Raw genomic sequence first — 24272 nt, forward strand, 5'->3', positions numbered from 1 at the left:
GCAGATGGGGACTTTTTATTAGCGGTAGAAATTATATGTTAGACATAATACATAAATTAAGGAATAAAAGATGAAATATTATCAAGCTACCGTAACTACTACGAGCGAATTTGCCGACACGCTGTCGGTGCTTTTAATTGAATTAGGAAGCGAAGGGGTTACGGTTAACGATTACGAGGACGTTAAAAAGGTATTGAGCGAGCACAAATGGGACTATGCCGACGGCTCGTTGTTTGTTGGCGGCGAAGACGTTTTTGTTAGCGGCTACTATCCCGAAAACACCGACTTTTCGGATTTGCACGAAAAACTTAACGCATTGCGTTCAATGAAAGTAATAAACGCCGGAACGCTCGAACTCGAATTGAAAAAAATCGATTCCGCAGATTATGAAAACGAGTGGAAAAAGTATTACAAACCCATCGAACTCGAAAGAATTGCGATAGTTCCGCAGTGGTTGAAATACGACGGCGATAAAATTCAAGTGAGAATAAATCCGGGAATGGCGTTCGGCACGGGCAGTCATGAAACCACAAAGCTATGCTTGGAGTTTTTGGAAAAAACGGACGTTTGCGGCAAACGTTGTGCCGACGTTGGTTGCGGAAGCGGAATTTTGGGAGCTGCGGCTCTTAAACTCGGCGCCGAATATTGCTTTATGGCGGATATAGATTCGCAGGCGGTTGAAGCCGCGAAAAACAACTGCGAACTGAACAAAGTTCTTTCGCGCACTTGTATTGCGGAAGGCAGTTTATCCGAAACCGCAGACGAAAAATATTCGGTTATTTTGGCAAACATAACTGCCGACGTTTTAATATCGCTTAGAAACGCGTTTTTCGCAAATTTATTAAACGGGGGTTCGCTTATTATGAGCGGAATAATTCATTCGCGCGCTTGCGATGTTAAAAGCGCTTTTTCGGAATTATTCGAGCTTGCGGAAGAAAAAAGCGACGGAGAATGGCGGGGAATGTTGTGGCGAAAAGTTTGCGACAGGTGTAACAAATGAAACGATTTTTTGTTGAAAATACGAACGCTCCTTTAAAGTTGACAGGCGAAAATCATAAGCATCTTTCCGTTGTGCTAAGAGCGAAAACGGGCGACGAGGTAATTTTATGCACCGGCGACGGTTACGACTGTTTTTGTAAGATTGAAGAAATTCGCAAAAACGAAACTTTACTCGAATTTATTTGCCGCGAAAAAAATATAAGCGAGCCGGATATAGACGTAACGCTTTTTATGTCGGTAATGAAAGGAGACAAAAACGAGTTTGTTGTGCAAAAGGCGACAGAACTCGGCGTAAAAGAAATTTATCCCGTTATAACGCGCTATGTGCAAGGGCACGAACGAAATATCAAAATCGAAAGGCTGAATAAAATTGCGCTCGAAGCCGTGAGACAGTGCGGCAGAAGCGTGCTGACTAAGGTTTATTCCGCAGTGGATTTTTCGGTTGCCGCGCAAATTTTGGATAAATTCGATTTGGTTGTGTTTCCTTACGAAAAAGCGGAAACCCCTTCGCTAAAAAGTTATTTGCGCGGAAAGTTCGACAAAGTGAAAAGCGTTGCGGTGTTTGTGGGCTCCGAAGGGGGCTTTCACGGCGATGAAGTCGAGGTATTGCAAGGACTCGGGGTTGTTCCCGTAACGCTCGGAAAACGCGTTTTACGCGCCGAAACCGCTAATGTGGCGGTGCTGTCGGCAATAATGTATGAGGCGGGTCAATGGGAATGAAAGCGGTTGTTTTTTCACTGGGGTGCAAAGTTAATCAGTGCGAAGGGCAAGCTATGATTGAGAAATTTTGCAAAAAAGGAATCGACGCTACCGATAAGTTGGAACAAGCCGATTTCTATATTTTAAACACTTGTTCGGTTACGGGCGAAGCCGACCGAAAATCGCGTCAGACTGTGTCGAGAGTGTTAAAGCTCAATCCCGCCGCCAAAGTGTACGTTTGCGGTTGCAGTAGTCAGAACGACGCCGTTGCTTTTTCGGACAAGCCCAACGTGCGTTTGATTTCGGGCACAAGCAAAAAAATGGATTTGGTTGAACTTGTTCTCGAAGATTTGAAGCACGAAGAGAACGGCTCGCGCTCAATAGTGAGCGAGCTTCCGTTAGAATTCGAGGATAACGTTTTTCCAAAGCACACCAAAACGCGCAGTTACATAAAGATTCAAGACGGTTGCAACAATTTTTGTTCTTACTGTATTGTTCCATATTTAAGGGGAAGAAGCAGAAGCAGGCAGCCAGACAGCATTGTTCGGGAAGCGGAAATTGCCGCCGAGCAGACAAAAGAAATAGTGTTGACGGGCATAAACACGTCGGCATACGGTCTTGACATCGGAGAAAGTCTTTCGGCGCTTGTGCGCCTTCTCGGTCGCGTTCCCGTGCGGAAGCGAATCGGCTCGCTCGAATGCACCGTTATAACCGACGAATTGCTATATGCAATGGCTGAAAACGGTTTTTGCGAGCATTTTCATTTGTCGCTTCAAAGCGGTAGCGAAAGCGTGCTTAAACGAATGAACAGAAAGTATACTCCCGAATACTACTTAAAACAGGTGGAAAAAATTCGCAAGGTGTTTCCTTATGCGGGAATAACAACCGACGTTATAACGGGATTTGCCGCCGAAACCGAAGAAGAATTTGCCCAAACCGAAGCTTTTGTTCAAGAGGTGCGATTTTCCGATATGCACGTTTTTCCTTACAGCGAACGAAAAGGAACGAAAGCGTGCGGGTTTGCGCAAATTCCCAAGAGAGTGCGACAGGAGCGGGCGAACCGTTTAATCGAAGCGGGAAAACGAATGCACAGGGAGTTTTGCGAAAGTTTGCTCGGAACTTGCGCCGAAGTGTATGCCGAAACTTACGAGTGCGGCGAATCCGTAGGATATACCGCGAACTATATTAAAGTGTATTCCGATTTGCCGGTAGGCGAATTGAAAACCGTTAAATTAAAAAATATATATAAAGAAGGAGTTAAAGCTGAAACATTATGAAAGATTGCGTTTTTTGTTCGATTTTAGAGGGAGCTATACCGTCCGAAAGATTTTACGAGGACGAACGTTTTATCGTTATTAAAGACATAGAGCCCAAAGCTAATCTGCATTATTTGGCAATACCTAAAAAACACTATAAACTTTTGTCGGAAATGACGGCGTCGGAGCGCGACGATTTGGGTTATATTATGAGCGCTATTTCGCAAATTGCGCCAAAACTCGGGCTTGGCGGCGGCTACCGTCTTGTTATAAATCAAGGCGACGACGCCGGGCAAACCGTTTTCCATTTGCATATCCATATTCTCGGCGGGCAAAAAATGGATTTTCCACGTCTTTAAACGAAAAAACGTTTGAAAACGATTGACATTATTCTCGCGGTTGAGTATAATTTATTGGTAATAAAATAAACGTTCTTTGAGCAAAGGTGGTGTAACAGAATGTCCGTAATCAAAGTCGGTGAAAACGAATCTCTCGACAGCGCTTTAAAACGTTTTAAACGTAAGTGCCAAAAGGACAATATCATGGGCGACATGAGGCGTAAGGAACATTACGAAAAACCGTCGGTCCGCAGAAAAAAGAAATCGGAAGCCGCTCGCAAGCGTTCCAAAAACTAACTTCAAAATTAAACGGAGCACAAAACGTGCTCCGTTTTTATATAGCCGCATGTATTAGTAGTTGTGTAATGCGGGTGTTTCGCGCAAAAGAAAAATATTCGAGGTTTGAGCAAAAAATATATTTTATTTTGTCGTGTTAGTGCGAGTTTTGTCGAACAAGACGCAAGACTTTTTTCCTGTGATATAATTAGGATACAAATTCACGGGAGGACAAATATTATGACGGACAAAAGCACAAACGGTTACAGCGAACTCAAACGGCGGGCGCTCCTTGCTAAACAGCGTCTTAAAATGGGGTATTGGCAACGTATGTATGAAGAGAGGCAAAAGACTCTTGAAGAAATGAGCGGCAACGGCGACAGCGAAAGACTTGTGCGCGATTTGCAACATGAAAAAGTGAAACGCGACGAGCATCGAGCGCTTTGCGCCGACAAAGCCGACGAGGAAGAGCTTTTTTACTGCAAAGTTTGCGCGATTCTCGAAAAAGACGAGAACGCCACTAATCCCATAGGTCAGTTAATAGACAAGAGCGAATACGAGCGTCTTGACGCCGACAACCGCCAGCGTTATGTTCTGCGTCTCGCGCAGAAATTCAGGGAAATGAGAGAGCGCTATTACCGCGAGCGCGTCGGCAAAAGCGGTTGACTTTATTGCGCCGATGTGATAAACTTTTTTTATGAGTTTTAGTCTTAACGAATTGAACGAAGAACAAATGAAACCTGTGCTTGATACCGAAGGCGCGGTGCTTGTAACGGCGGGCGCGGGTAGCGGCAAAACCCGACTTTTAACGCATAGAATAGCCTATTTGGTTACCGAAAAACAGGTGAAACCTTATAATATTTTGGCTATCACATTCACTAATAAAGCCGCGAACGAAATGCGCGAGCGACTGTCGGCGATGCTTGCGGACGCAACCGACGGAATGCTCATTTCAACGTTCCATTCAATGTGCGTAAGAATTTTGCGAAAGTTTATCGACAGAATAGGCTACGGTAAAAACTTTTCGATATACGGGGAAGATGAAAAAGAACGCATTGTTAAAAATATAATAAAGGCTAAGGAATACGAGGGAGACGAATTGTGCAAAAAGGCTGTTTGGGCTATATCCGACGCCAAAAATGCGGGAAATTCTCCCGAAGAATATAAAAAGCTTTACGAATATTACGATTATATCGATGAAATTTGCGTCATATATTCGGAATACGAAAAAGAGCTTAAAAAGAACAACGCTCTCGATTACGACGATTTATTGCTTGTTACATATAGGCTTTTAAGAGAGGATGCGGACGCGCTCGAATATTGTCAAAACCGTTTTAGGTATATACACGTTGACGAATTTCAAGACACTAACACCGTTCAATACGAGCTTGTTCGTCTTATCGGCTCAAAGTACGGCAATGTATTTGCGGTAGGCGACGAAGACCAGTGTATTTACGGGTGGCGCGGCGCCGATTTTCGGAACATTTTCAATTTTACACATGATTTCACGGGGTGCAGAATATATAAGTTGGAGCAGAATTACCGTTCTACGCAAAATATTCTGTCGGCGGCGAATATGCTTATAAAGAATAACACCTCGCGTCTTGATAAAACTTTGTGGACTGCGAACGGCGACGGCGATGCGATTGAGTTTTTCAGAGCCAACAGCGAGACCGAAGAGGCTTCGGCAGTCGTTAGCAGCATTATAGGGTTGGTGCGCAGCGGAAAATACAAATTTTCGGATATAGCGATTTTAATGCGGTTGAACGCGCTTTCCCGTTCTTTCGAAGAAAAGCTGATTCAATACGGAATACCGCATAAAATTTTCGGCGGTTTCAAATTCTTCGAGCGCAAAGAAATAAAAGATTTGCTCGCTTATTTGAAGGTGCTTTGCAATCCGTCCGACAACGAAGCACTTATTAGAATCATAAATTTTCCGAAGCGCGGAATAGGTGACGGCACAGTGACGCAACTTCGCAATTACGGCGCCGTTACGGGACAAAGTCTTTTCGATGTTATAACGAACATTAAAACAAATCCCGATTTGCCCGTTGCTATGATAAAAAAATTGACGGGATTTTCGGAATTGTTGCAAGCGCTTTACGAAAAAAAGAACAGTTCCGATATTTACGGACTTGTCACTTACATTGTGTCGGTGTTGCAACTTAACGTATTGTACGGCGACGACACCGACGAGAACAGAAACAGACTTATGCATGTCGGAGAATTTGCCGCGTCGGTTAAACAGTTCGAAGAAGATAACGTAGGCGCAGGGCTTGACGACTATTTGCAAATGATTAGCTTGTATTCGGATACCGAAGAAATGGACGGAAGCGACTATGTGAGTATTGCCACCGTTCACAGTGCGAAAGGTTTGGAATTTAAAGTCGTTTACGTTGTGGGTATGGAAGAAGGGATTTTTCCCATACTGCGGTTAGACGCCAACACCGACGAGCAGGAAGAGCGCCGTTTGTTTTATGTGGCTATAACCCGCGCAATGAAAAAGCTTTTCGTAACATATTCGTCGTCGCGCTTTCTTTACGGACAGCGTAAACAAATGTTTGCGGCTCGATTTTTAAAAGAAGCGGGGATACTTCCGTCTAATACGGGCACAAATTATTCGGGAGGTTCTCAATACGGCGGAAGCTATTCGTCGGCTCGCGCAAATCCCGTTACGCCCATTCGCCAACGTCCGAGCGAAGCGCCCGTTAAGCAACAAGGCGACACTGCGGGTTTTGTTGCGGGAGCAAAAGTTATTCATCCCAAATTCGGGCAAGGCACGATAGTTGCGGTAACCGAAGAACACAACGGAAAATATGCGCAGGTTGAATTTGCTAAGGTGGGAAAGATTACGTTGGCGCTTGAATATGCGCCGTTGCAACTGAGCGATTAGAATATGCGCTCGTAATTTTGCCGGAAAAGGAGCAACGCTTTCTATGGACAGAATGAGAGAGCTTGTTAACACTCTCAACGAATACGCCTATCAATATTATGTTCTCGATAATCCCATCGTGTCGGATTCTCAGTACGACGCGTTGTACGACGAACTTGTTTCGCTCGAAAAAATTGAAAACAGAGTGCTTCACGATTCGCCTACGCGCAGAATAGGCGGAGAGCCGATTAAAGAATTTGTTCAGCATACGCATATTCGTAAGCTTTACAGTTTGGATAAGTGCAACAGTTTCGACGGATTGCGTGCGTTCGACGAGAAAATAAAAAAGGCTGCGGGCGGAGCGGTTGCGTATACTCTCGAACATAAACTCGACGGTTTAACTTTGTGTTTAACATACGAAAGCGGAAAGTTTAAATGCGCGTCTACGCGCGGAAACGGAAGCGTTGGCGAAGACGTGACGGAACAGGTGCGCACTATTAAATCGGTTCCGGCGACAATTCCTTATAACGGAGTGCTTGAAGCACAGGGCGAGGGCATAATGCGTTGGAGTGCTTTCCGCAAATATAACGAAACCGCCGACGAACCTTTAAAAAATCCGCGCAACGGAGTTGCCGGCGCTATTCGCAATCTCGACCCGAAAGTTACCGCCAAGCGTAATCTTGACATATTGTTTTATAACGTGAACTACAAATCCGACGGAGAGCTTGAAACGCAATCCGAGTCGCTCGATTTTTTGCATGAACAGCATTTTAAAACGGGCGCGATTTGGAAGAGCGATTCTATTGAGGAAATCATAAAAATTATAGAAGAAGTCGAGCGCGATAAGCTTGATTTTTTGATAGACGGCATGGTGGTTAAGGTTGACGATTTTGCTTTGCGCGAAGAGCTCGGCTACACCGATAAATTCCCTCGATGGGCTATCGCCTATAAATTCGAAGCGGAAGAAACTTCTACCGAACTTAAAGACGTTGTGTGGCAGGTGGGGCGTACAGGCAAGCTTACTCCGCTTGCAATGTTGGAGCCCGTTCAGTTGTGCGGGGCAACAATATCAAAAGCTACGCTTAACAATTTCGGCGACATATTGCGAAAAAAAGTGAAAATAGGAAGTACGGTTTTTTTACGCAGAAGCAACGACGTGATTCCCGAAATTTTGGGTATTGCGGAAGACAGAGGCGGTTCTCCCATAGAGGCGCCAAAGAGTTGCCCCGCATGCGGAGCCGAACTGTACGAAAACGGCGCGCATATCTTTTGTCCCAACGAAACGGGGTGTATGCCGCAAATCTGCGGTAGGCTCGAACATTTCGCATCTAAGGATTGTATGGATATAGACGGAGTTAGCGGAAAAACGCTCGCCCAACTTTACGGCAAGTTGGGAGTGCGTTCGGCAACCGAACTGTATTTATTAACGGCGGACGAGTTATCGAAGCTCGACGGGTTTAAAGAAAAAAAGATTGCGAATTTTCTCCGTTCGGTGGAAAAGAGCAAAAACGCGGATTTGCCGCATTTTATTAACGCGCTCGGCATTCCTAACGTAGGAAAAGTTGCGGCGCGCGATTTGGCTGAACGCTTCGGGAATATAGACGGTTTGGCGGCGGCAACGTGCGAGGAACTTGTGGCAATTCCCGAAATAGGAGAAATAGTAGCGGCGAGTATTACAGAATATTTTCGTTCTCACGGCGATTTGATTGCCGAATTTAAAAAGTTGGGTATAAATCCTTTGTTTAAAAAAGCGGAGGGCGACGGTTACTTTGCAGGTAAAAAAGTTGTGCTTACGGGTAAAATATCTATGTCGCGTACTGAGGCGGCGGAATTGCTAAGAAGAAAAGGCGCGACCGTAGCCGACACCGTTTCCAAAGACGTTGACATTGTTATAGCGGGAGAGGATGCGGGCGGCAAGCTTGAAAAGGCGAAAAAGCTCGACAAAAAAATAATCGGAGATAAAGAGTTCAGGGAGCTTATAAACGCTTGAAAAATAATTCCGAAAATGTTATACTATTTATGGGCGAGTTATAAAAGTTCGTCTAAAATTATTTGCGGAAGAATTCAGTGCGGTAAAAAGGAACGGTGCAATATGAAAAGTATGACCGGCTACGGCAAAGGCACGAGTTCGCGCGACGGAAAAACCGTCACGGTTGAACTTAAAGCCGTTAACAACAGATATTTGGAAATAAATTCCCGTTTGGGTAAGTCGTTTGCGGTCTGCGACGAAATAATTCGCAAGGAAGTGGGTAAGCGCATAAAACGCGGAAGCGTAGACGTATATTTTTCGTATGAAAACGCGTCGGGCGCAAGCGCGGAGTTAAAACTCGATTTGGCTCTTGCCTCCGAATATGTGAAAGCCGCAAAACGTTTGCGCGACGAATTTATGCTCGACGGAGATTTCGGAGCTACTGCGTTGTTACGTTCTTCCGACGTAGTTTCGTTACAACCTGTGAAAGACGACCCCGAGCTTATAAAAGAGCTCACTCGCGCCGCAACTGTTGAGGCGGCGGAACAACTCAACGCAATGCGCGAATGCGAGGGCGCGTCGGCAAAAGCAGACTTAACCCGTCTTACCGCTTCGATTGTAGCCGCTTTGGAACTTGTTATTAAACGCGCTCCCGCAGTTGTAGAAGATTACCGAAACAAATTGCAACAACGTATGAGCGAGATTTTGAAAGACGTTCCCGTAGACGAGGCAAGGCTTTTAAACGAAGTTGCGTTCTTTGCTGATAAATGCGATATAAACGAGGAAATAAGCAGACTTTCGTCGCACCTAAATCAATTTCTTTCGTGCTTGGAAAGCGATGAGCCGCAGGGTAGAAAACTCGACTTTTTGTCGCAGGAAATGAACAGAGAAATAAACACAATGGGAAGTAAGTCAAACGACATGGAGCTTACTCGGTTGGTTGTGGAAATGAAGAACCAGCTTGAAAAGATAAAAGAGCAAATACGCAACGTGGAATAAAAATCATATGAAAAAAGGTTTGTTGATAGTTCTTTCCGGTCCGAGCGGAGCCGGAAAGGGAACGGTTTACAATGCGGTAACCGAAAGAATGCCCGAACTGAAAAAATCTATTTCCGTAACTACGCGCGCGCCGCGTCCCGGAGAAATAGACGGAGTGCATTATTATTTCCGCACGGTTAAAGAATACGGTATTATGAAAGAGAGGGGCGAATTTTTGGAAACTGCCGAAGTTTACAAAAATTTTTACGGAACTCCTCAGGCACCCGTGTTTGCTATGCTTGAAAAAGGCGAAGACGTGTTCTTTGAAATAGATATACAGGGCGCAAAGCAGATAAAAGCAAAATATCCCGAATGCGTGTCAGTTTTTATAATGCCGCCGTCGTTTGAAATTTTAGAGCAAAGATTGCGCGGAAGAGGCACGGAAGACGAAAACAGCTTGCTTACAAGAATAGGAAGCGCTCGCGGAGAACTTGCTCAGTATAAAAATTTCGACTATATAGTTTTTAACGACAACGTTACTTCGGCGACGCAAAACGTTATAAACATAATAGAAGCGGAACGTTGCAATATATTGCGCAACGAAAAGAAAATTCTTAAAATGTTAGAAAATTGAAAACGGAGATATAAATTATTATGATGATTGACCCGCCTATCGACAAGTTGGTTGACAAAGTTGGTTGCAAGTATGCGCTCGTATGCTTGCTTACTAAGCGCACCCGTTATTTGCTTGATAAGAAAATCGAGATGCTTAATGCGGAAAATAAGCGCGCGGTTTCTTTTGCCGCGCAAGAAGTGTACGACGGCTCGGTTGAAGCGCGTTACGAGGACGATTGATTGAGACTTTCCGGTAAAACAGTAACCGTAGGCGTTACGGGCGGTATTGCCGCATATAAGTCTTGCGAGCTTGTAAGTCTGCTTAAAAAAGCGGGCGCGGATGTGCATGTGGTTTTAACCGAACATGCTTTAAACTTTGTAGCGCCGCTTTCTTTCGAAGCGCTTAGCGGCAACCGCGCGATAACCGATATGTTCGACCGTGCGCACGATTGGAAAATCGGGCATATTTCGCTTGCGAAAAAATCCGATTTGTTCGTGGTTGCGCCTTGCACCGCTAATCTTGCGGGAAAACTTGCTTGCGGAATTGCCGACGATTTTCTTTCCACTACGCTTATGGCTACCAAAAGTCCGATTTTGCTTGCTCCCGCCATGAATACGGGAATGCTTACAAGCGCGGCTTACACCGCTAACGCTAAGATTTTAGCCGAGCGCGGCGTTTTGTTTATAGAATCGGGTGTAGGACGCCTTGCTTGCGGCGACGACGGCAAAGGGCGAATGGCTGAGCCCAAAGACATATTCGAAAGAATTTGCGCCGTTTTGAACTCAAAAAACGACTTCTGCGGAAAAACAGTGCTCGTCACTTCGGGCGGCACCCGCGAGCCGATTGACCCCGTTCGCTATATCGGAAATCGTTCGAGCGGAAAAATGGGCGCGGCGATTGCCGCTGCTGCGGTTATGCGCGGAGCGAAAGTAATTTACGTTGCCGCTACCGACGCCGTAGCGCCCAATGTGCCCGTAGATATTGTTCGGGTGGAGACAACCGCCGATATGCGAAAAGCCGTGCTTGAAAAATCCGAGCAAGCGGATATTGTTATTAAAGCGGCGGCTCCCGCAGATTATACTCCTCAAAAAGTGTCGGACGGAAAAATAAAAAGCGACGAGTTAAAGTTGTCGCTTAAAAAAAATCCGGATATTGCCGCCGAATTCGGCAAAGTTAAGGGGAATCGTAAGCTCGTTATATTTTCTGCCGAGACCGAGAAACTTGAAGAGAACGCGAAAGAAAAGCTTGCGCGGAAGAACGCCGACATGGTTGTTGCGAATAATGTGCTCGCGCCGGGCGCGGGATTTTCGGTTGACACAAACGTTGCAACTATTATCACAAAAAAGAAAACCGTTAGTTTGGAGCTTATGAGCAAAGCGGCGCTTGCGGATATTATTTTGGACGAAATAAAAGAATTATAGAATGATAGCCGAAGTGATTGTTGACATTTCCAACTCGGAAGTTGACCGAATTTTCGATTATTCGTGTTCCGAAAATTTGCAAAAAGGCAGCAGAGTGCTAATACCTTTCGGGAACCGAAAAATCGAAGGATATGTTATAGGTATCAAAGAAACCACTTCCGTGCCGTCGGATAAATTGAAAGCGGTTTGCGAAACACTTGACGACCGCCCCGTAATCGGCGAAGAAATGCTCGAATTGATGCGTTTTATGTGTTCTCGCTATCATTTGCGGGTGGTTGACGCTTTAAGGCTTTTTATTCCGTCGCAAATGCGCGGCGGCAGAATTAAGGAATTAAAAAAACGTTATGTGCGCGTTGCCGACGAGTTTGCAAAACGAGAGCGAAACGAATTTATTCGTCCGACTGCAAAAACCCAGCAAGAAGTGTTCGACTATGTTTTAAACCGTGCCGAAGTTGACACCGCATATTTAGGCAGGGAATTTTCGGCGGCGGCGGTTCGCAATTTAATAGAACGTGGTGTGTTTGAGGTTTTCGAAAAAGCGGAGCGTAGAACGCCGTATTCCGAAATAGTTTGTTCGGCTCAAGAATATACTTTAACGGAAATGCAGCAAAATGCCGTTAACGCCGTTTGCGGAAGCGAAAACGAAAATTTTTTGTTGCACGGAGTTACGGGTAGCGGAAAAACCGAAGTTTATATGCGTTGTATAGCCGACGCGTTGAAACAAGGTAAAACGGCGATTATGCTCGAACCCGAAATATCTTTGACGCCGCAGGTGTTGAGAAATTTCAGAGCGCGTTTTGGCGACAGCGTGGCTATTTTGCACAGCGGATTGAGCGCGGGCGAGCGTTTCGACGAATGGCGGCGGTTGCTTTGCGGCGAGGCACGCGTAGCGGTGGGGGCTCGTTCGGCAATTTTTGCGCCTCTGAGTAATGTGGGGCTTATAATAATAGACGAGGAGCACGACGGCAGTTATGTTTCGGACAGCAATCCTCGATATTCCACCGAAGAAGTCGCGGAGTTCCGCGCAAGATACAACAAATGCAATTTATTGCTCGGAAGCGCCACTCCGTCGGTCGAGTCGTATTATAAAGCTAAGATAGGCGAATATAAGCTTATCGAAATGCGCGAACGTATTGCCAACCGTCCGTTACCCGAAATCGAAATTGTAAACATGTGTGAGGAATTGCGCAGCGGTAACAACGGTTTTTTATCGAGGCGGCTTAAAAGCGAGCTTTCTGATTGCATGGACAACGGAAATCAAGCTATAATTTTTATCAACCGCAGAGGCTACTCTTCGTATGTCATGTGTTCTTCGTGCGGTTACGTTGCCAAGTGCGAACGTTGCGACGTGTCGCTCGTGTATCACCGAGAAGAGGACGTTTTAAAGTGTCATTACTGTAACAACAGATACGCTCCTTTGGACGTATGCCCCAAATGCCGCAGTCCGCATTTGCGTCAAGGATACATAGGCACGCAAAAGGTTGCCGAACTGTTGAAAAAAGAGTTTCCCGATAAAAAAATTTTGCGAATGGATAACGACACGACGCAAAATAAAGACGCCCATCTTGAAATATTGCGTTCTTTCGGCGCCAGAGAAGCGGATATTCTTGTGGGAACGCAAATGATAGCCAAAGGGCACGATTTTCCCGATGTTACGTTGGTTGGAATAGTTGACGCCGATATGAGCTTACACTTTGCCGATTATCGCGCGTCCGAACGCACATTTCAGCTTATAACTCAGGTTGCGGGGAGAGCCGGACGCGACGTAAAAAAAGGCAGAGTTATTTTGCAAACGTATACGCCTAATCATTATGTGTATAGGCTTGCCGCAAGAGGCGATTACGTCGGTTTTTACGAAAAAGAAAATAATTTGCGCGAAGTAACAAAATATCCGCCATATTCCAAAATTGTGCGTATATTGATTACTTCGGAATCCGAAGAGGACGCTTTTTCGGTGCTTAAAGCGGATTTCGACGATATAAACGTTCTTGCGCGAGAGAACGGAGAATGTTTTGCATATCTTTCGGCAATGAAATCGCCCGTAAAAAGAATACAAGACAAATACCGAGTGCAAATTATTGCGCGGATAGTTAAAGATTTTAACAGGCTTATTCAAAAAATATACGAAATTACGGATTCGCATACGGGCGGCAGAACGCTGTGTTTCGTTGAAATCAATCCGAGCAATATGAGTTGACGATAATCTTAAAACACAAACGTGCGGTAAAAGGAAAACAAAAATGGCTATAAGAGAAATTGTGAAAATAGGCGACGAAGTGTTGCGCATGAGAGCAAAAGAAGTGACCGATTTCGGTCCTAATCTCGGCGTGCTTATAGACGACATGTTTGAAACAATGTTTAAAGCGGACGGCGTGGGGCTTGCGGCGCCTCAAATAGGAATAGTGCGCCGCGTTTGCGTAGTGTCGGTAGACGGAGGCAAAACAAAATACGAACTTGTGAATCCCGTAATTTTGAAATCGAGCGGCACACAGCGCGGAGCCGAAGGGTGTTTGAGCTGTCCGGGCAGGAGCGGGATTGTTTGCCGTCCTAAAAAGCTTACGGTGCAAGCGCAAGACCGAACGGGAGAAACAAAACTCTATAAAGTCGACGGCTTTACGGCGGTGGCTTTTTGTCACGAAATTGACCACCTTGACGGCGTTTTATTTATAGACAAAGCGGAGAGTGAAGACTGATGCGTTTGATTTTTATGGGAACGCCCGAATTTGCCGTTCCGATTTTGGATGCTCTTTATTGCGGCGGGCATGAAATTGTTGCGGTTGTGTCGCAACCCGACAGAGAAAAAGATAAAAAAGGAAATATACTTGCCACGCCCGTTAAGCGTTATGCGCTTTCGCACGGTATATTATGTTTGCAATACGACAGAATTTCGCAACATGTTACCGAATTGAAAGAATTGGAGCCTCAAATTATGATTACTGCGGCATACGGGCAACTTCTTAGCAAAGAAGTGCTCGAAGTTCCGCCTTTCGGAATTTTGAACGTTCACGCGTCTCTTTTGCCCAAATACAGAGGAAGTTCTCCCGTGCAGTCCGCCATACTGTGCGGCGAAACGACAACGGGCGTAACTATAATGAAAACCGAGTTGGGAATGGATACGGGCGATATTGTTTCGGTTGCTGAGGTGAAAATCGCCGAAACGGATACTGCCGACAGTTTGTCGGAAAAACTGTCGAACGCGGGCGCTAAACTGCTTGCCGAAACTTTACCGGAATATGCGGCGGGCAGAATAACGCCTAAAAAACAAAATTCGGAGTTGGCGACGTATTGCAAAAAAATCGTAAAAGCGGACGGAATTATAGACTGGACGCTATCGGCGCGCGAAATTGCGCATAAAATCCGCGCGTATAATTCTTGGCCTGTTGCAAGCACGTTTTTGCACGGTGCGGCGTTTAAAATTTACGAGGCGAAAGAATGCGATAGACGCGGCGAGCCCGGTTCGGTTACGGTTGAAAACGGTGAAATGTTTGTGGGGTGCGGCGTAGGGTCGATTAAGCTCGCCGTTGTTCAGCTACCGGGAAAGAAGGCAATGGGTATTGCCGAATTTTTGAGAGGGCACAAAATAGAAAAGGGAACTGTGCTTAAAAATGCGTGAAGACAAAGATTGCGTATGCTACGAGTTGTTAATGAAAGTTTTTCGTGACAACGCATACGCGTCTATAGAATTGAATAACGCTCTTGCGTTCTGTGCCGAAAGCGACAAACCGTATGTAACCAAAATGTTTTACGGCGTTTTGGAACGTAATGTGTATTACGATTACGTTCTCGGTTTTTTTGCCAAAGATAAGCCCAAAAAGTCGGTGGCAACCGTCATAAAAATGGGATATTATCTTTTGGAAAATATGAACGTGCCCGCTTATGCGGCTGTCGATAACACCGTTAAATTATGTAAGCGGTTAGGCAAAGGCGGCGCTTCGGGATTTGTAAATTCCGCATTGAGGAAATTCGGAGAAGTTAAGTTGCCACAAGCGGGTTCGGCGCATTATCTTTCGGTGAAATACAGCTACCCGCTTTGGCTTTGCGAACTGTTGACGCGAGATTACGGCTACGATTTTACTAAGGATTTTCTTTCGCACGAGCCTGAGCGCCGCACGCATATAAGAGTTAATTTTTTGAAAACGCAACCCGAGTCGTTCGAAAAAAAATACGGGTTGGATTCCGAAGCTTCGCGGGAGGCTTGCGGAGTTGAGAAAACTGCGGTAGGCTACTATATGCCGCGAAAAGTTCTTGATAAAATCGACAACACCGAATATTTTGTGCAGTCGGCTTCGTCGGTTGCCGCCGTATATGCGTATTTATACGGTATAAAACCGAATTGCGCCCTCGATTTGTGCGCGGCTCCCGGCGGGAAATCCGTTCTTGCGGCTTCTATTGCAAAAATTAGACTTATTGCTTGCGATATTCATTCTCACAGAGTAGGTTTGATTGAAAAATATGCTAAAAAGGCGGGAGCGGATATATCCGTTATGCAAAACGACGCGACCGTTTTTCGTCCGGAATGGGAAAACAAATTCGAGCTTGTTATTTGCGACGTTCCGTGTAGCGGGATAGGAGTTGCGGGTTCGAAGCCGGACATTTTGTTTAACCGTTCTCCCGGCGATATAAGCGAATTGACTAAGATACAAAACGCTATTTTGCAAACGGCAAGCCGATACGTTGCAAACGGCGGCAGGTTGTGTTATTCCACATGCACGATAATAAAGGAAGAAAACGACAATATTATTAGCAAATTTTTAAAAGAAAACGCAAATTTTGCAATAGAAAAGATAAAGTCGCCATACTGTGACGAAGAAAAAAACGCTGTTGAGTTGTTTCCGCATATTCACAACACCGACGGTTTTTTTGTGGCGGCAATGAAAAAGATTGCGTTATAATTCGGGAGATTGTTTTGGAACTGATTGCGGATTACGATTTAGAGGAGTTGAAAACAAAAGTTGCGGCGCTCGGGCAACCGTCTTTCCGCGCGGGACAAATATTTAAATGGATTTACAGCGGCGCCGATTTTTCGGAAATGACTAATCTGCCTAATGCTTTTCGCAATGAACTGTCTAAAAAATATATAGCGCAACCGTTGCACATTAAAGAAAAATTCAATTCTTCCGATGGTTCGGTAAAGTTTTTATACGAATGCTTCGACGGTAACGTTATAGAAGGAATTTATATGCCTCACGCTTACGGAAACACGCTTTGCGTTTCCACGCAGGTGGGGTGCAGAATGGGGTGTTCGTTTTGCGCTTCGGGTATAGGCGGTTTGGTGCGCAATTTGTCGGCGGGAGAAATTGCGGCGCAAGTAATAGCGGTAAATAAGTATTTGGGCGGGAGCGTCACCGAACGAAAACTGTCTAATATAGTGCTTATGGGAAGCGGCGAGCCGCTCGATAATTACGACAACGTTACTAAGTTTTTGCGTTTGATTACAGATAAGAACGCTTTGGATTTCGGTATGCGTTCGATTTCGTTATCCACTTGCGGAATAGCGGAAAATATTCGGCGTCTTGCCGACGAGGGCTACGGGGTAACTCTTTCGTTGTCGCTGCATGCTACAACCGACGAGAGTAGACGCGAGCTAATGCCTATTGCGAATAAGTATACTTTAAACGAAGTAATAAACGCGGTAAAGTATTATTTCGAAAAGACGGGGCGCAGAATTATATTCGAATATTCGCTCGTTAAAGGTAAAAACATGAGCTATTTCGATTGCAAAAGACTTGCCGAGTTGACGCGCGGCTATCCGAGTCATGTCAATCTTATTAAACTTAATTATGTGAAAGAAAAGGGAATGCAAGGCTGTTCCGACGAAGAGGCGGAACGTTTTGCGAAAAAGTTGAATGAACTTAACGTGTCGGCTACGGTTCGCCGTTCTTTCGGCAATGATGTGGGCGGAGCTTGCGGGCAGCTTAGAAGGAGTTATATTGATAAGAGGCAGGGTAATTAAAATATTGTCCGACCGCTTCGCCGTTGCTATTCCGAGCGGCACTGTGGAAGTAAAATCGCGCAAAAAAATCAAGCGCGAAGTTTTGCCTGTTGCGGGCGATTCGGTTTTGTTGGAAAAAGTTGCGGAAGAATATGTGCTTGCCGCAATCGAACCGCGCGTCAACAGACTAATTCGTCCGCCCATTGCGAACGTAGACTGTATAGTTATAACTGTTGCGCCCGTTCCCGAACCCGACTTTGTAGTGGTTGACAAAATGATAGTCAGCGCTCGCAAGGCGGGAATACGCACTGCGGTATGCGTGAACAAGACGGATATAGTTCCCGACGGTTTTACCGCTCGGATATTCGCTCAATATAGCGGAGTTGCCGACGAGGTGCTTTGCGTGTCCGCTTCGCGCGGAGATACGGCGGAACTGCAAAAATTATTGCGCGGAAAATTTTCGTGCCTTGCGGGGCAATCGGCAGTCGGCAAAACATCGCTCGTAAATCGAATATGCGGGGTAAACCGAGAGGTAGGCGAGCTTAGCGAAAAAATTCTAAGGGGAAAGAACACTACCGTAGGAGTGGAACTTATAAGAACCGAACTCGACACTTACGTTGCCGACACACCGGGTTTCGGCGCTCTCGATTTAAGCAGTGTTGAACCGTCGGATTTACATTTATATTACGAAGAATACGTTTCGCTTTCGGAAAAATGCAAATACAGAATGTGCACTCACACCGTAGAACCCGATTGCGCAGTTCGCGCCGCCGTGCAAGACGGAAAGCTGAACGAAGAACGGTACGACAGGTATTGTTTAATATATAAAGAATTGAAAGATAAAAACGGCAGAAAAACATGGAGAACTACTTATGAAAAATAGAGTTTTGGTTGCGCCTTCTATTTTAAGCGCCGATTTCGGAAAAATGAACGAAGAAATTGCGAGAATGGAAGAATGCGGTGCAGACATGATTCATTGCGATGTTATGGACGGAATTTTTGTGCCCAACATTACTTTCGGGTTCAAAATGATTTCGGATATAAAGAAGCATACCTCGTTGCCTCTCGACGTGCACCTTATGATAGACAAGCCCGAAAGGTATGTTTCGCGGTTTATAGACGCAGGCGCCGATTTTCTTACATTTCACGTCGAGGCTACCGAAAAAACTATCGAATTGCTAGAAAGCATAAAAAAAGCGGGCGTTAAATGCGGAGCCGTAATAAGTCCCGACACGCCGACAATGGCTCTTTACGAATGTTTTCCGTTGTGCGACATTGTTCTTTTAATGAGCGTTTATCCGGGATTCGGCGGACAGAAATTTATAGAAAAATCGCTTGAACGCATGCGTGAGCTGAAACAAATGCGCGAGGCGGCGAAAAGTTCGGCTTTGCTTGAAATCGACGGGGGGATAACCGAAGCCAACGCCGCGTCAGTTGCGGCGGCGGGAGCGGACGTTTTGGTTGCCGGAAACACGCTGTTTTCTTCTGAGGAACCTCGAAAAATAGTGGAGAAGTTTCATTCGCTATGAAAGGCGCGTTATTTTTGAACGGCGAGCCGCCTACTGCGGAAGCGCTTAAAAAAGTGCTTTCCGAAAGAAAAAACGGAAGCGTTTCGGCAGTATACTGCACCGACGGCGCATACAGTTATGTTAAAGATGTTTTTTTGCCTGACGTGGTAGTGGGCGATTTCGATTCATTAAACCGAGACGAAGTAGGCGACTGCGTGGAATGCGTTTCTTTTCCGACCGACAAGAATTTTACCGACGGTTATTTGGCTGTTAAAATAATGGCGGAAAGGGGTTTTGCCGAAATAGACATTTTCGGCGGTTACGGCGGCAGACCGGATATGGCGGAAAGCAATTATTTGCTGCTTGTTTTGGCGGAGCAATGCGGTGTGCGCGCAAGGTTGTGCGGCGTTCTTAACGCATATCTTGTTAGCGGGTATTTTTCATTGCGGCTGAAAAAAGGAGCGCTTTTTTCTGTGGTACCCTTTACCGACAGTGTGCATATATTATATATGAAAGGACTAAAGTACGCTTTGTCCGATTATACCATGAGCAAAACGGCTTGGGTTGCGAAAGACGACTACGTTATGGGAGTGTCTAACGCGAGCGTGGGCGAGAGCGTGGAGCTTGCGGTAGACGGAGGAACGGCGTTGGTCTTTGTTCAAGAATAAAGCGGGAGGTATATATGCGAATCGTATGCGTTAAGGCCCCTAAGTTTCTGTCGGGATTTCTGCGGTTACTGTTTTGCAGAAACAAAAAGTAATCGGGTTGTAGTGCCGTACATAAAAAGAACCGTTCACTTAAAAGAAAACGGTTCTTTTTGTTTGTGTTCGATTTTTTTACGCGCTCACGAATTTTTATTCATGTTGGTGCGAAGGCAACGCGTGCAAACGTATTCGTTAGATTCTTTGCCGTCGATTTCGATTTTCACCTTGTGAACGTTAGCGCTGAACGTACGTTTTGTGTGGCGGTTCGAGTGGCTCACATTGTTGCCGCTAACCTTGCCTTTTCCGCAAATTACGCAAACTCTGCTCATTGTTATTTAACACCTCCGGGCGCGATATTTTTTACTTGCCTTAAAATAATATCACAATTTAAGGAATAAATCAATCGAATTACCCCTTTATTTTAACAAAATACCGTACAATTTTCGAAATTCTTGTAAAAACTCTTGCAAAAAAGTTTGGGATAGGTTAAAATATAACATGTGGATACATATAATTAAGCGGAGGCTTGCAGTTGAGCGTAAATACTGCCAATGCATACGGTAGAATAACAATTACGGAAGAGGCCATAGCGCAAGTGGCGGGTAACACGGCTTTGGAATGTTACGGAATAGTTGACCTCGTTTCCAAGCGTTTCTCCGATAGTTTGGCGGATTTGTTCAAGCGCAAAAGACTTTCGCGCGGCGTTCGGGTAATGACGAGCGGCGACAGAATTTTTATTGATTTGTACGTTATTATAAAGTACGGCGTATCCATAGAAGCGGTTGCTCAATCGCTTAAAAAATCTGTTAAATATGATATTGAACGGTTTACGGGTATGGTAGTCGACACGATTAACGTAAACGTTGTCGGCATTAGAGTATAAAATAAATTACAAAGTTAAGTACGGATGTACGTTGATTCCCGCCGAACCCGCGTAAACTGCATGAGTTGGAGGATACAATGCAAAAGTCAATTAACGGCGCAATTTTGCGTAAGATGATATTAAACGGCGCTAAGCTGTTGGATTCAAATAAAGAGCACGTCGATTCGCTGAACGTATTTCCCGTTCCCGACGGAGACACGGGCACTAATATGTCGCTTACGATGCTGTCGGCGGCGAAAGAAGTTTCTAATTGCCCGTCTAACGGTTTAGACGCTTTGAGCGACGCTTTAAGCAAGGGCGCCTTGCGCGGCGCTCGCGGCAATAGCGGAGTAATACTCAGCCAAATACTTAAAGGCATGACTTCGGTACTTGCGCAAAACCAAGAAATAACTTCGAAAACGCTTGCAAAAGCGCTTGCGGCGGGCACGGAAGTGGCTTATAAAGCCGTAACCAAGCCCAAAGAGGGGACTATTCTAACTGTTGTGCGCGCAATGAGCGAGCATGCCAAGAGCATTACCAAAAAGAGCATAGAGGTTTCCGCATTTTTCGAAAGCGTAATTTCCGCAGGCGAGGAAATGCTTAAACAAACGCCCGAAATGCTTCCCGTGCTTAAAAAGGCGGGTGTGGTAGACGCGGGCGGACGTGGTTTATTGATAATTTTTCAAGGTTTTTACCACGCTCTTATCGGTCAGGAAGATACGAATATATCGTTCGACGACACGCTTAACGCGGGTAGCGGAAGCAAATACGACGAGCAGGCTCATTTCGACTACAACGATTTGGCGGAAATAGAATTCGGATATTGCACCGAGTTCTTTATTGTGCATTTAAAGAAAAAGACCACCGAAGCGGATATAGACAGATTCCGTGAAAATTTAATGACAATCGGCGACTGCGTTTTGGTTATAGGCGACCTCAACATGGTTAAAGTTCACGTTCATTCCAACGAACCGGGCGTCGTTTTAACTTATGCGCTCGAACTCGGAGAGATAGACCGCGTTAAAATAGAGAACATGCTCGAACAGAACAGAGCGCTTATAGGTAGAAAGAAAGAAGAACTTAAACCCTACGGTCTTGTTGCCGTTTGCGCGGGCGAGGGTCTTACGAACATATTTAAAGACCTTTTGGTAGACAACGTTATGGAGGGAGGGCAAACGATGAATCCGAGCGCGGAAGACATTGCTATGGCTTGCGACGCGGTCCCCGCCAAAGACGTGTTCGTTTTCCCGAACAATAAAAATATAATACTTGCCGCAGAACAGGCGAAAGCGCTTACTAAACGTAATTTGCATATAATTCCCACGAAAGACGTTCCGCAGGGGCTTTCCGCCGTTTTGGCGTTCAATCCCGAAGACAACCTCGAAAACAATTTGCAGAGTATGAACGAGGCTATAGGCAACGTTAAAACGGGCATGGTCACATATGCGGTTCGCAGCACTCAGGTAGACAATTTCGACCTTAAAGAGGGCGATATAATAGGTATAGATTCTAAATCGATAGTTGCGAAAGGCGAAAAGGTGGAAAACGTTACCACACAGCTTGTTGATAAGCTAATGGATAGCTCTGTTAGCAATATTACGCTTTATTTCGGAAATGAAGTGAAAGAAGAGGAAGCCAACGCAATAGCGCAAGAACTTTCCGAAAAGTACAACCGTTGCGACGTAGATATTCATTACGGCGGGCAGCCGTTGTATTATTATATCGTTTCGTTGGAATAATATTTTTCCGTAAGGATATAATGCCGATATTGCGTTAAATATTTTGTTTTCAATTAAGGGGCGGTGGCAACCGCTCCTTTTTTCGGAGTTTGCGTATTGAAATTCGAAGATATAAAAGGCATGGGAAAAAGCCGAATACAAAAGCTTAAAGCGGCGGGAATAAGCTGTCCGCTTGATTTGTTGTTGCATTTTCCTTATAAGTACGTTAATCTTTCCGAAAAATCGGATATTTCGAAATTAAACGACGGCGACGAATTGACCGTATGCGGCACGGTTATAAACGAGCCTAAAATTCAATATTTACGCAAGGGATTAAAAATGACGAAAGTCGTTTTAAACACTTGCTACGGAGAAATCGAGGCTGTTTGGTTCAATCAAAAATATATTGCGTCCGCGCTTCCGAACGGTAAGACGGTATATGTAACGGGAAAAATCAAAAAGTTCCGCAATAAAATTTCTTTGAGTGCGCCCGTAATGTTTCATCCGAGCGGAAATGGAGTTTTGCCGCTATACAGAAACATTCCGGGAATTCCTCAGCGCGTTTTTTCGGAAGCTGTGGATATGCTGTTGTCTCGTGCGGAAGTTTTCGGATACATTCCCGACAGCGTTAGAAAAAAATATAACTTACCGTCTCTCGGAGATGCTTTTAAACAGGTACACCGCCCCGATAGCGTGGAGTCGGCGTATGCTGCCGCAAGAGTTTTATCGCTTGAAAAGCTGAGCTATACGCTAAGTATGTATACGCTTGCAAAGTCGGCGAAAGGGCATGGAAAAAAATTTGTTTATTCTGCGGAAAAGGATGCGCTTAGCAAAGCCGTGAAAGCTCTTTCGTTCGAACTTACCGACGGGCAAAAAGCCGCTCTCGAAGATATTTTGACATCGTTGCGCGGAGACGTGCCTATGAACAGACTTTTGCAGGGCGACGTGGGTTGCGGAAAAACGGCGGTCGCGTTGCTTGCAATGTATTACGCGTATATTTGCGGCTATCAAAGCGTGCTCATGGCTCCAACCGAAATTTTGGCTGTACAACATTATAAATCGGCTATCGCGTTTTTGGAAAAGCTTGGTGCCCGCGCGGTTCTTTTGTGCGGAAGTATGGGAAAAAAGGAGAAAGACGACGCTCTTTTCAAAATAAGAACAAAGGCTGCGGATATTATTATAGGCACTCATGCGCTCATAAGCGACGGTGTTGAATTTAACCAACTTGCGCTTATAATAACCGACGAGCAACAAAGGTTTGGTGTAAACCAACGCGGAAACCTTGAGAATAAGGCTGTCGGTGCGGATATTTTGGTTATGACAGCCACTCCCATTCCGAGAACTTTGGCGCTTTGCATGTACGGCGAGCTTGAACAGTCGTTTATTCGCGGCTTACCGTCGGGGCGTCCTGAGATAGTAACAAGGATTGTTCCCGAAAACAAATTCGAGAGCATGTTCGAATATGTAAACGAGCGCGCGTCTTTCGGTGAAAGAACTTATATAGTATGTCCGCGTATAGAAGCGGACGACGAAGAAGAGCTTGTGTCGGTAACCGAAATGTATTCGTTGCTTAAAGCGAAATACCCGTCGGCGGCGTTAGGCGTTATTCACGGAAAAATGAAAGACGCCGAAAAGTCGGAAATAATGAATAAGTTTATATGCGGCGACACGCAAATATTGATTTCGACTACAGTTATAGAAGTGGGAATCGACGTTCCCGCCGCAACGAATATAATAATTTTCAATTCCGAGCGTTACGGGTTAAGCCAGTTGCATCAACTGCGCGGCAGAGTGGGGCGCGGTACTTTAAAAAGTTATTGTTTTCTGCCGTTTGCGGGCGACGTTCCCGAAAGATTGAAATTTTTCTGCACTTGTAACGACGGTTTCGAATTATCGGAGTATGATTTTGCACAGCGTGGCGCCGGAGACTTTATAGGCACGCGCCAACACGGAGAAAGCAACGATTTGCCCGTGAAGATTGATTCGGAGCTTATAGAAGCCGCCAAAGCGATTTCGGAGGCTACTCTCGGCATAGAGGAAGCGAGACAAAAGCTTAGGGCTTGCCTTAAAGACGGAGCCGAAGAATACGTTAGCGCCATAACAATGAATTGATTTTGAATTCTG

The 24272-nt window shown here is 45.3% G+C and carries 24 protein-coding genes; 23 read left to right on the forward strand and 1 reads right to left on the reverse strand.

Going from position 1 to position 24272, the window contains the following annotated elements:
• Positions 1–70: 70 nt before the first annotated feature.
• The 20 genes from prmA to NFR62_RS01410 all read left to right on the forward strand — a co-directional run bounded on the left by prmA (position 71) and on the right by NFR62_RS01410 (position 19532).
• Positions 71–1000, forward strand: coding sequence for a 50S ribosomal protein L11 methyltransferase (gene prmA / locus NFR62_RS01315; protein ID WP_251612468.1), 930 nt, complete (start codon positions 71–73; stop codon positions 998–1000).
• Positions 997–1719, forward strand: coding sequence for an RsmE family RNA methyltransferase (locus tag NFR62_RS01320; protein ID WP_251612470.1), 723 nt, complete (start codon positions 997–999; stop codon positions 1717–1719). The genes prmA and NFR62_RS01320 overlap by 4 nt, the downstream gene beginning before the upstream one ends.
• Positions 1710–2975, forward strand: coding sequence for a tRNA (N(6)-L-threonylcarbamoyladenosine(37)-C(2))-methylthiotransferase MtaB (gene mtaB, locus NFR62_RS01325; protein ID WP_251612472.1), 1266 nt, complete (start codon positions 1710–1712; stop codon positions 2973–2975). The genes NFR62_RS01320 and mtaB overlap by 10 nt, the downstream gene beginning before the upstream one ends.
• The gene (locus NFR62_RS01330) at positions 2972–3313 is read left to right on the forward strand and encodes a histidine triad nucleotide-binding protein (protein ID WP_251612474.1); all 342 of its coding nucleotides are present in this window, start codon (positions 2972–2974) and stop codon (positions 3311–3313) included. Before mtaB ends, NFR62_RS01330 begins: the two co-directional genes overlap by 4 nt.
• Before the next feature lie 99 nt (positions 3314–3412).
• Complete coding sequence (gene rpsU, locus NFR62_RS01335; RefSeq protein ID WP_251612483.1) at positions 3413–3589, forward strand: 30S ribosomal protein S21; 177 nt, start codon at positions 3413–3415, stop codon at positions 3587–3589.
• A gap of 219 nt (positions 3590–3808) precedes the next feature.
• On the forward strand, positions 3809–4234 hold the full coding sequence (locus tag NFR62_RS01340) for a hypothetical protein (RefSeq protein ID WP_251612484.1): 426 nt from the start codon (positions 3809–3811) through the stop codon (positions 4232–4234).
• A 31-nt stretch (positions 4235–4265) separates the two neighbouring features.
• Positions 4266–6461 (forward strand): ATP-dependent helicase, encoded by a 2196-nt coding sequence (locus NFR62_RS01345; protein ID WP_251612486.1) that lies wholly within the window; start codon positions 4266–4268, stop codon positions 6459–6461.
• Between the two features lie 43 nt (positions 6462–6504).
• Positions 6505–8430, forward strand: a complete 1926-nt coding sequence (ligA, locus tag NFR62_RS01350) for an NAD-dependent DNA ligase LigA (protein WP_251612488.1) — start codon at positions 6505–6507, stop codon at positions 8428–8430.
• Positions 8431–8532: 102 nt separating this feature from the next.
• Positions 8533–9408, forward strand: a complete 876-nt coding sequence (locus tag NFR62_RS01355) for a YicC/YloC family endoribonuclease (protein ID WP_251612490.1) — start codon at positions 8533–8535, stop codon at positions 9406–9408.
• Between the two features lie 7 nt (positions 9409–9415).
• Complete coding sequence (gene gmk / locus NFR62_RS01360; RefSeq protein WP_251612493.1) at positions 9416–10021, forward strand: guanylate kinase; 606 nt, start codon at positions 9416–9418, stop codon at positions 10019–10021.
• Between the two features lie 20 nt (positions 10022–10041).
• A complete protein-coding gene (gene rpoZ, locus NFR62_RS01365) occupies positions 10042–10242 on the forward strand; it encodes a DNA-directed RNA polymerase subunit omega (protein ID WP_251612506.1) in 201 nt (66 codons plus the stop codon).
• The gene (coaBC, locus tag NFR62_RS01370; RefSeq protein ID WP_251612521.1) at positions 10243–11424 is read left to right on the forward strand and encodes a bifunctional phosphopantothenoylcysteine decarboxylase/phosphopantothenate--cysteine ligase CoaBC; all 1182 of its coding nucleotides are present in this window, start codon (positions 10243–10245) and stop codon (positions 11422–11424) included. It begins immediately after the preceding gene.
• Position 11425: 1 nt separating this feature from the next.
• Positions 11426–13621 carry a replication restart helicase PriA gene (gene priA / locus NFR62_RS01375; protein WP_251612523.1) on the forward strand — a complete coding sequence of 732 codons (2196 nt, stop codon included), beginning with the start codon at positions 11426–11428 and terminating at the stop codon, positions 13619–13621.
• A 43-nt stretch (positions 13622–13664) separates the two neighbouring features.
• Positions 13665–14117: a peptide deformylase gene (gene def, locus NFR62_RS01380; protein WP_251612525.1), complete on the forward strand. Its 453-nt coding sequence runs from the start codon at positions 13665–13667 to the stop codon at positions 14115–14117.
• The gene (fmt, locus tag NFR62_RS01385) at positions 14117–15037 is read left to right on the forward strand and encodes a methionyl-tRNA formyltransferase (protein WP_251612527.1); all 921 of its coding nucleotides are present in this window, start codon (positions 14117–14119) and stop codon (positions 15035–15037) included. The genes def and fmt overlap by 1 nt, the downstream gene beginning before the upstream one ends.
• On the forward strand, positions 15030–16316 hold the full coding sequence (locus NFR62_RS01390) for a transcription antitermination factor NusB (RefSeq protein ID WP_251612530.1): 1287 nt from the start codon (positions 15030–15032) through the stop codon (positions 16314–16316). The genes fmt and NFR62_RS01390 overlap by 8 nt, the downstream gene beginning before the upstream one ends.
• Before the next feature lie 14 nt (positions 16317–16330).
• Positions 16331–17377, forward strand: coding sequence for a dual-specificity RNA methyltransferase RlmN (gene rlmN, locus NFR62_RS01395; protein WP_251612533.1), 1047 nt, complete (start codon positions 16331–16333; stop codon positions 17375–17377).
• A complete protein-coding gene (gene rsgA, locus NFR62_RS01400; protein WP_251612536.1) occupies positions 17355–18239 on the forward strand; it encodes a ribosome small subunit-dependent GTPase A in 885 nt (294 codons plus the stop codon). Before rlmN ends, rsgA begins: the two co-directional genes overlap by 23 nt.
• On the forward strand, positions 18229–18885 hold the full coding sequence (rpe, locus tag NFR62_RS01405; protein WP_251612539.1) for a ribulose-phosphate 3-epimerase: 657 nt from the start codon (positions 18229–18231) through the stop codon (positions 18883–18885). Before rsgA ends, rpe begins: the two co-directional genes overlap by 11 nt.
• Positions 18882–19532 (forward strand): thiamine diphosphokinase, encoded by a 651-nt coding sequence (locus NFR62_RS01410; protein WP_251612542.1) that lies wholly within the window; start codon positions 18882–18884, stop codon positions 19530–19532. The genes rpe and NFR62_RS01410 overlap by 4 nt, the downstream gene beginning before the upstream one ends.
• Before the next feature lie 176 nt (positions 19533–19708).
• On the opposite strand, the gene rpmB is transcribed toward NFR62_RS01410, so the two are convergent.
• Positions 19709–19897, reverse strand: a complete 189-nt coding sequence (gene rpmB, locus NFR62_RS01415) for a 50S ribosomal protein L28 (RefSeq protein WP_251612546.1) — start codon at positions 19895–19897, stop codon at positions 19709–19711.
• 203 nt (positions 19898–20100) lie between these two features.
• Here rpmB and NFR62_RS01420 point away from each other — a divergent pair, with 203 nt between their 5' ends.
• The 3 genes from NFR62_RS01420 (at position 20101) to NFR62_RS01430 (ending at position 24260) form a co-directional block, all read left to right on the forward strand.
• Entirely contained in the window at positions 20101–20451 is a 351-nt protein-coding gene (locus NFR62_RS01420) for an Asp23/Gls24 family envelope stress response protein (protein WP_251612549.1), read from the forward strand.
• A 77-nt stretch (positions 20452–20528) separates the two neighbouring features.
• Positions 20529–22169, forward strand: coding sequence for a DAK2 domain-containing protein (locus tag NFR62_RS01425; RefSeq protein ID WP_251612552.1), 1641 nt, complete (start codon positions 20529–20531; stop codon positions 22167–22169).
• 96 nt (positions 22170–22265) lie between these two features.
• Positions 22266–24260 carry an ATP-dependent DNA helicase RecG gene (locus NFR62_RS01430; protein WP_251612556.1) on the forward strand — a complete coding sequence of 665 codons (1995 nt, stop codon included), beginning with the start codon at positions 22266–22268 and terminating at the stop codon, positions 24258–24260.
• Positions 24261–24272: the final 12 nt, after the last annotated feature.

Source organism: Pumilibacter muris (assembly GCF_943193045.1).
In the GTDB taxonomy this organism is placed as follows: domain Bacteria; phylum Bacillota; class Clostridia; order Christensenellales; family Pumilibacteraceae; genus Pumilibacter; species Pumilibacter muris.